Consider the following 5860-nt stretch of genomic DNA (forward strand, 5'->3'; position numbering starts at 1 on the left):
AGATCACCCCGGCCAACATGTATTGCCTGATGTCGCTGTGGGCCGATATCGAACCAATCCGCCAGATCCGGCTGCACCCCGAGTTCCTGCCCTTTGCCCAGCGGATTGGCCTGGTGGCGGCCTGGGAAAAGTACGGCTGGCCGGATTTGCTGGCGCCTCAGGCTTCCGGCACCTCACCATCCTGCATGGGGCACGATTAGCGAAGGTATCGTTACGCCTTTTGACGCAGCCAGTTTTCGACCGCCAGCGTAGAGACTCGTGAAAACTCACGCACATTGTCAGTAACCAGCGTCAATTCTTCAGCCAGAGCATGGGCGGCGATCAGCAGGTCGTTGGGTCCGATAAGCATGCCCTGGCGTGTCAGGTCGTCGCGTAGCTGCGCGTACCGGCGGTCGGCCGGTGAATCAAGAGGCAGCACCTCTATGGCAGAGAGCAAAAGCTCGACCCGGTCGGCAAGCTTGCTAGCCCCCGATTTGGCGGCGCCATAGCGAAGTTCTGCAGCAACCACAATACTGGTGGCGATGCTGTCCTCGCCGACGGCCGCAATACGGTTTGCTACTGCACCCTGCGGATTTCGGATCAAATCGGAAATGATGTTGGTGTCCAACAGATAGGTCGGCCTGCCACTCACAGCGTCACATCATCCTGTGCGGGCAGGTCTTCATCGACATTCGGAAAGTACTCTTTAAGCGGCGTCATGGTCGAAAGCAGAGCCAGCAACCGACCCTTGCGCACGGGCTCCACGATTAGCCGGTCACCCTCCTTGCGGATGATGGCCTCCTCTCCCTCAAGTTCATACTCGCGAGGGATGCGCAACGCCTGATTGCGCCCGTTGCGAAACAGGCGAACATGCCGCTCTGATGTAGACATTGACGCATCCTCCGTGGCGAGTATAGGCCTAAGCATATGCCACCATATGCATCATGTCAATGGCCCTTTGATTGAGACCCTGAGAATCCGTGAGAAGCCACAGATCCCAGGAGATGCAGGGTTCGAAGGCTCCTCAGCGCTCCAGCACAATGCGCCGGAGGGCGATTTCCACGCTGCCCTCGCCGCCATTTTCGATCAGGCGAATGGCGAGATTGATCTGCTGGTTCGACGCGGCGGTAAGGGCGGGTCCAGCATAAAGCTGCCATTGTGCAGAGGAGGTTGGCAAGCGCGTGGCCCAGTTTAATGACCCGGGCGCAGCCGGGCGGCGAACCAGGCGACGCCGATCAGGTTCATGGCCGCACCATCCGACAGGTCTGGCGTGAACAAGTGCCGCTCCGTCGCCGGGTCAAAGAAACGGTAGACCGGAACCGAGCCCAGCTGTTCGGTGGCAAAAGCCCCGAACGCTGGTCCACCGTCCGCCCAGCCACTGTCCGGGCCGGAAAGCGCAGCCTGCTCGGCCGCATCCAGCGTGTAGATTCGATCACTGCCATCGGTGCGGACAAAAACCCGGACTTCGGAGACCGCCGGCCGCAGCATCTCGTTGGGAAAATCGATGCCGGCATAGTCAAGGCCCTCCTGGTCGATCCAGAGGCGTGCCGTAATCGAACTGCTGGTGAATCGATCCGGACCATCCGCAGACCGAAGCCGGAACACCACCGGCATGTCATCGTCCAGGTCGTAGGCATCCAGGTCCTGCTCGGCGAAGCTGACTGTCCGCAGGTCGTCCAGGCTGAGGTCGATCACCTGCATCTGGGCTGCGCTGGGTTCGGTGTAGATGGTATCCGGATCCGGCGTCCGACCCGGCCCACCCGGGTTGTAAATATCAAAATAGCCGGGGACTGCGGAGGTCGGGATCTCGACATGGGTAAGCCGCACCATCGCAGTTTCATCACCCTTAAGAACGATGTCAAAGTAGTTGTCGTGATCCTCGACGTAGTAAGCACGGTCGGCGGGTTCGTCTACCGGTTCACCCACCTCGGCCAGGCCAAGCACTGTCAGGCTGCCGTCGCCAAGATCGTAGGTGACACCCTCTTCATCAATCAAGACCGGCTCGCCTTCGGCATCCAGCGCGTGCAGCCTGAAAAACCGCGGGAAATCATCGGGCAACAATCCGCTGACTCCGTCGGGCGAAAAGCCGCCCGAGGTAAACAGGCGCAGCCGGTACTGGGCATCCTCGCCGAAGTGGGAGTAGGCATCATTCGGGAACGAATTGGCCAGGGCAGGCGGAGGAAAATCACCGACCGGCGAAAAACGGGTCAGCTTGGCCCCGACCAGGGCGGGTCCGGCTTCGTAGGGATTGCTTGAGGGGGAAGATAGCCCGACCATGGAAACCGGACCCTCCGGACCGACCGCCTTCGGTTCGATCTTGGCCGCCACGATGTCAACCTGTACCGGGTGCACGGACCCGGGCTGGCCAGGCGGGATTCGATTGCCGAATTCGCCGAACACCACGATGACATGACGCTCGTTGTAGTCGTAGTTCGGATTCAACGCCGCCGCCACCGGTGTCACAACCTCGCCGGTATTGAGCGTGATCGCTACCGCTTCGGGCGAGACGCTGCTGGGCAGCACCGGCCAGCTGAAAACGATCGGCATGGCATCGGCCAGGCAGACGTAGCTACCAAAACCCGCAAAAGCGATTCCCAGCACGGAACCCGCAGAGGTGATATTGCGCAGGGGCGGCATGGGATTCAGTTGGGCCCAGTCCAGGTTGACACCGGCGCCGGCGTCGATGGCCGCTTGCAGATTGGCACCGGTCAGCCCCGGCACACCCTGGATTCCCTCGAACCCAAAGCCGGCCGAGAGAATCTTCAACTCGCTATCCCACAGGTCAGCGTTGATCAGCACGTCACGCCGAAGCTGCTGGTAAGCCGGGAACTGCGTGGGATCGGGCAACTGGCCAGCAATCTCGAAGCGGTCATGAAACAGGCGGTCCCCGCCACAAGCTGCTATCGAGAACCCACCCCTCTGGACCACCTGGCTTCCACGGCCGTCGTCGGAGAAGGCCGGGGCGACTAGCGTCAGGCCCAGGCAGGTGATCAAGGCGCTAAAGGCGCTGGTGTGAAGTTGCATCTGAAACCCTCCAAAACTGCGATATTGAGCTGCCTTCTGAACCCGGCATGGGGCATCGAGCTCCAGGCCACCGGCTCTGCCATTCCGAGCCCTTGACGTCGCCAACCTGAACCCACAACGATCATAGCCAGAACGAAATCAGGCGCCATACCATGAACTGGGTATACTGGCGCCAGCAGGGGCGGGGCAAGCGCGTACAGAAGCGAATCAATGGCCGAAGAGTTCATCCCCCTGCGCATCCTTCTCCTGGAGGACAACCAGGCGCTGAGAGAGCGTTTTGCCCGAATCATGGATCAGTGGTCTGGCGCATGCCTTGTCGCCTCCTGCGCAACACTGCAACAGGCACTGGAAGTACTGCAGACCACTTCCGTGGATTTGCTGATCGCAGACCTGGACTTGCCCGATGGGCATGGTGCGCAGGCCATCCGCCGCTTGCGCGAGCTGCATACCGAAGCCGAGGCCATGGTGATTACGGCCCTGGCCGACGAGAACAGCGTTCTGGACGCCATAGAAGCGGGCGCGGCCGGCTATTTGCTCAAAGATGCCGAGTCCTTCGAACTCATCGAAGCCATAGAGGAACTCCGCGCCGGGCGCTCACCGATCTCCACCGCCATTGCCCGGGTTCTGGTCCGGCGCATGAGCAAGGCGGCACCCGAAGGCCAGGCGCCCAGGCTCACACCCAGGGAAGTGGAAATCCTGCAGGGGATCGCCAAAGGGTTTACCTATGCGGAGTTGGGCGAATGGCTGGGCATCTCTCACCAGACCGTGCCGGTACACATCAAGAACATCTATCGCAAGCTCAGTGCCAACAACCGCTCGGAGGCCGTGTATGAAGCCCAGCGCTGGGGGCTGTTGAGATCATGATGCGCAGCCTGGGCTTCGCCGCGCTGTGGGTCATGATCGCGATTGTGGTCACCATGCCGCTTTGGCTGACGCTGCCTGTACCTGAGGACGCGCTCGCCATCACCTCGGCTAGCCGCATCGGAGACAGCATCGAACATCCCGTAGCGCTGCCACTAACAGTTCGGCCCGGCTCAGCGCCTGCCCGCTATCGCCTCAGTTTTCAGCTGGACAAGGTAGCCAGCGTCTACTTCTACATTCCGCTAGTGCGAGAACGGGTTACCGTCTCGCTAAACGGCGTCCCGATTGCGGACTCCGAGCATCGCACCGCAATGGCCGGCCTGGCCTCCGGCATTCCAATCATGATTCACCTGCCAACAACGCTGTTGCAGGAAGGCCACAACGATATCCTGATCCAGCTGGAATCCCGCGGCTTCACGCCGGCCTATCTGGCCACGGCCTACGTTGGCGACGCAACTGAACTGGGGCCTCGCTATCGCCTGCGGATATTTATCCTCGAGCATCTCAAGATGATGGTCCTTGCCGGCCAGTTTCTGATGATGCTGGCAGTGCTTGTGGTCTGGGTTCACCGGCCTGGCGATAGTCTGTTCAGCTGGATGGCACTTGTACTTGGCCTGTCCATGTTGCCTTATCTGGGCCTGGTTCGGGACCTGCTGCCTCAGGTCCTTGCCCTGGTACCTTTCATCTCGTCAGGGAGCCTGGTTGCGGCCATCAGCACGCTGATCGTGGTCATGCTGCTGGCGGGTCGCTCGCCGCCGAAATGGCTGAAACGGATGGCGCTGCTGCTGCCGGCCGGCATCATGGCAATGTCATTGGTTGGCTTTTTCCCTGAACGGCTGCTGGTGGCGGCAAACAGCCTGCTGGCCATCGCATTCATACTGGCCAGCCTGGTCTTTCTGGCCTGGGTCGCCGGCAGAGAGCGACACGCCGAGGCCTGGTTACTGCTGCTCCCGCTGTCAATGGTCATTGTCGCGGCCATCCACGATCTGGCCACCGTCTTGTCGTTTCTGGATGGCCCGGTGTTTCTATCCGTCTACTATCGACCCCTGTTTCTGATCGCCTTGGCCATGATCCTCATGCGCCGGCTGGGCACCAGCCTGAACCTGTTGGATGGGGCCAATGCCTATCTGACCGAGCGACTGGCAGACCAGGAGCGTCAACTCAACCGGCTTCATGAGGAAGAGCGAAATCGCTCGACCGCGCGGGTGCGATCCGAAGAGCGACAGAATCTGACCAGCAATCTTCATGACGGATTGTCCGGCCATCTGGTTTCCATCATTGCGCAGTCGGAGCGCGAGCAGGTGTCGGCGATCGGTATGACCGCCCGCGAGGCACTGGAAGACCTGCGCCTGGTCATCCATTCTCTGGACATTAACGACAATGAATTACCCCTTGCGCTCGCCGGGCTGCGTGAGCGACTCGAACGACAGCTCAGGCGACTGGGCATCGAACTGCAATGGACCATGGTCAGGCTGCCGGACATCTACGGAGTAACGCCCACCCATGCATTGAACCTTTTGCGCATCATTCAGGAAGCGATCACCAATGCAGTCAAGCATGGCCAGACGCGGGAGATCCGGGTGCAAGGTAGTGAAGGCACCAACGGGGGAGCCCTGATCGTCGTGCAAAACACGGGAATACCCTTTCCCCAAAACCCCAATCGTCGCGGCATGGGTCTGGACAGCATGCACCGGCGAGTAGCAACTCTTGGCGGCAGAATCCGGATTGAAGCCGTAAGGGAGGGAACGCAGGTTGAAATTCACCTGCCAACCAGGTTGCCTGACGTGGCCCGGGACCCGGAGCAGGCGTTGAATTATGCCCTTTCCGCTTGCCCCTGAAAGTCCTCATCGGTCTCCGATATCAAAACTCGACCTTTGCCGAGTTCTCCGTACCTGATAAAAGCCGGGCAGTTCCTTAACCCAGCGCTGCCCATGTCCAGATTGCCTGGCCCTCGGCCGCTTGCGTCATGCCAAACGGCAGGATCGCAAGCAGCGAG

The 5860-nt window shown here is 60.5% G+C and carries 7 protein-coding genes; 3 read left to right on the forward strand and 4 right to left on the reverse strand.

The genetic code is table 11. The features are described 5' to 3' along the window. Window positions 1-200 (forward strand): hypothetical protein (locus tag LAT62_RS15650; RefSeq protein ID WP_293386045.1); only part of this gene is annotated, 200 nt, incomplete at its 5' end. 11 nt (window positions 201-211) lie between these two features. Here the strand turns inward: LAT62_RS15650 and LAT62_RS15655 are convergent. The 4 genes from LAT62_RS15655 to LAT62_RS15670 all read right to left on the reverse strand — a co-directional run bounded on the left by LAT62_RS15655 (window position 212) and on the right by LAT62_RS15670 (window position 3003). Next, window positions 212-607: a type II toxin-antitoxin system VapC family toxin gene (locus LAT62_RS15655; protein WP_293386047.1), complete on the reverse strand. Its 396-nt coding sequence runs from the start codon at window positions 605-607 to the stop codon at window positions 212-214. A 20-nt stretch (window positions 608-627) separates the two neighbouring features. After that, complete coding sequence (locus LAT62_RS15660) at window positions 628-870, reverse strand: antitoxin (RefSeq protein WP_293386049.1); 243 nt, start codon at window positions 868-870, stop codon at window positions 628-630. A 133-nt stretch (window positions 871-1003) separates the two neighbouring features. Continuing rightward, a complete protein-coding gene (locus LAT62_RS15665) occupies window positions 1004-1156 on the reverse strand; it encodes a hypothetical protein (RefSeq protein ID WP_293386051.1) in 153 nt (50 codons plus the stop codon). A 14-nt stretch (window positions 1157-1170) separates the two neighbouring features. Further along, window positions 1171-3003 (reverse strand): hypothetical protein, encoded by a 1833-nt coding sequence (locus tag LAT62_RS15670; protein ID WP_293386053.1) that lies wholly within the window; start codon window positions 3001-3003, stop codon window positions 1171-1173. Window positions 3004-3213: 210 nt separating this feature from the next. Between LAT62_RS15670 and LAT62_RS15675 the strand changes: the two genes are divergently transcribed. After that, a complete protein-coding gene (locus LAT62_RS15675; RefSeq protein ID WP_293386055.1) occupies window positions 3214-3867 on the forward strand; it encodes a response regulator transcription factor in 654 nt (217 codons plus the stop codon). Beyond that, window positions 3864-5702 carry an ATP-binding protein gene (locus tag LAT62_RS15680; RefSeq protein WP_293386057.1) on the forward strand — a complete coding sequence of 613 codons (1839 nt, stop codon included), beginning with the start codon at window positions 3864-3866 and terminating at the stop codon, window positions 5700-5702. Before LAT62_RS15675 ends, LAT62_RS15680 begins: the two co-directional genes overlap by 4 nt. Window positions 5703-5860 lie beyond the last annotated feature (158 nt).

It is taken from the genome of Natronospirillum sp. (assembly GCF_022565775.1).
Lineage (GTDB): Bacteria > Pseudomonadota > Gammaproteobacteria > Pseudomonadales > Natronospirillaceae > Natronospirillum.

Bases quoted from the DNA above. Each gene is read 5' to 3' on its own strand.
- LAT62_RS15675 (WP_293386055.1), top strand. From the start codon at position 3,214: ATGGCCGAAGAGTTCATCCCCCTGCGCATCCTTCTCCTGGAGGACAAC.
- LAT62_RS15660 (WP_293386049.1), bottom strand. From the start codon at position 870: ATGTCTACATCAGAGCGGCATGTTCGCCTGTTTCGCAACGGGCGCAAT.
- LAT62_RS15670 (WP_293386053.1), bottom strand. From the start codon at position 3,003: ATGCAACTTCACACCAGCGCCTTTAGCGCCTTGATCACCTGCCTGGGC.
- LAT62_RS15680 (WP_293386057.1), top strand. From the start codon at position 3,864: ATGATGCGCAGCCTGGGCTTCGCCGCGCTGTGGGTCATGATCGCGATT.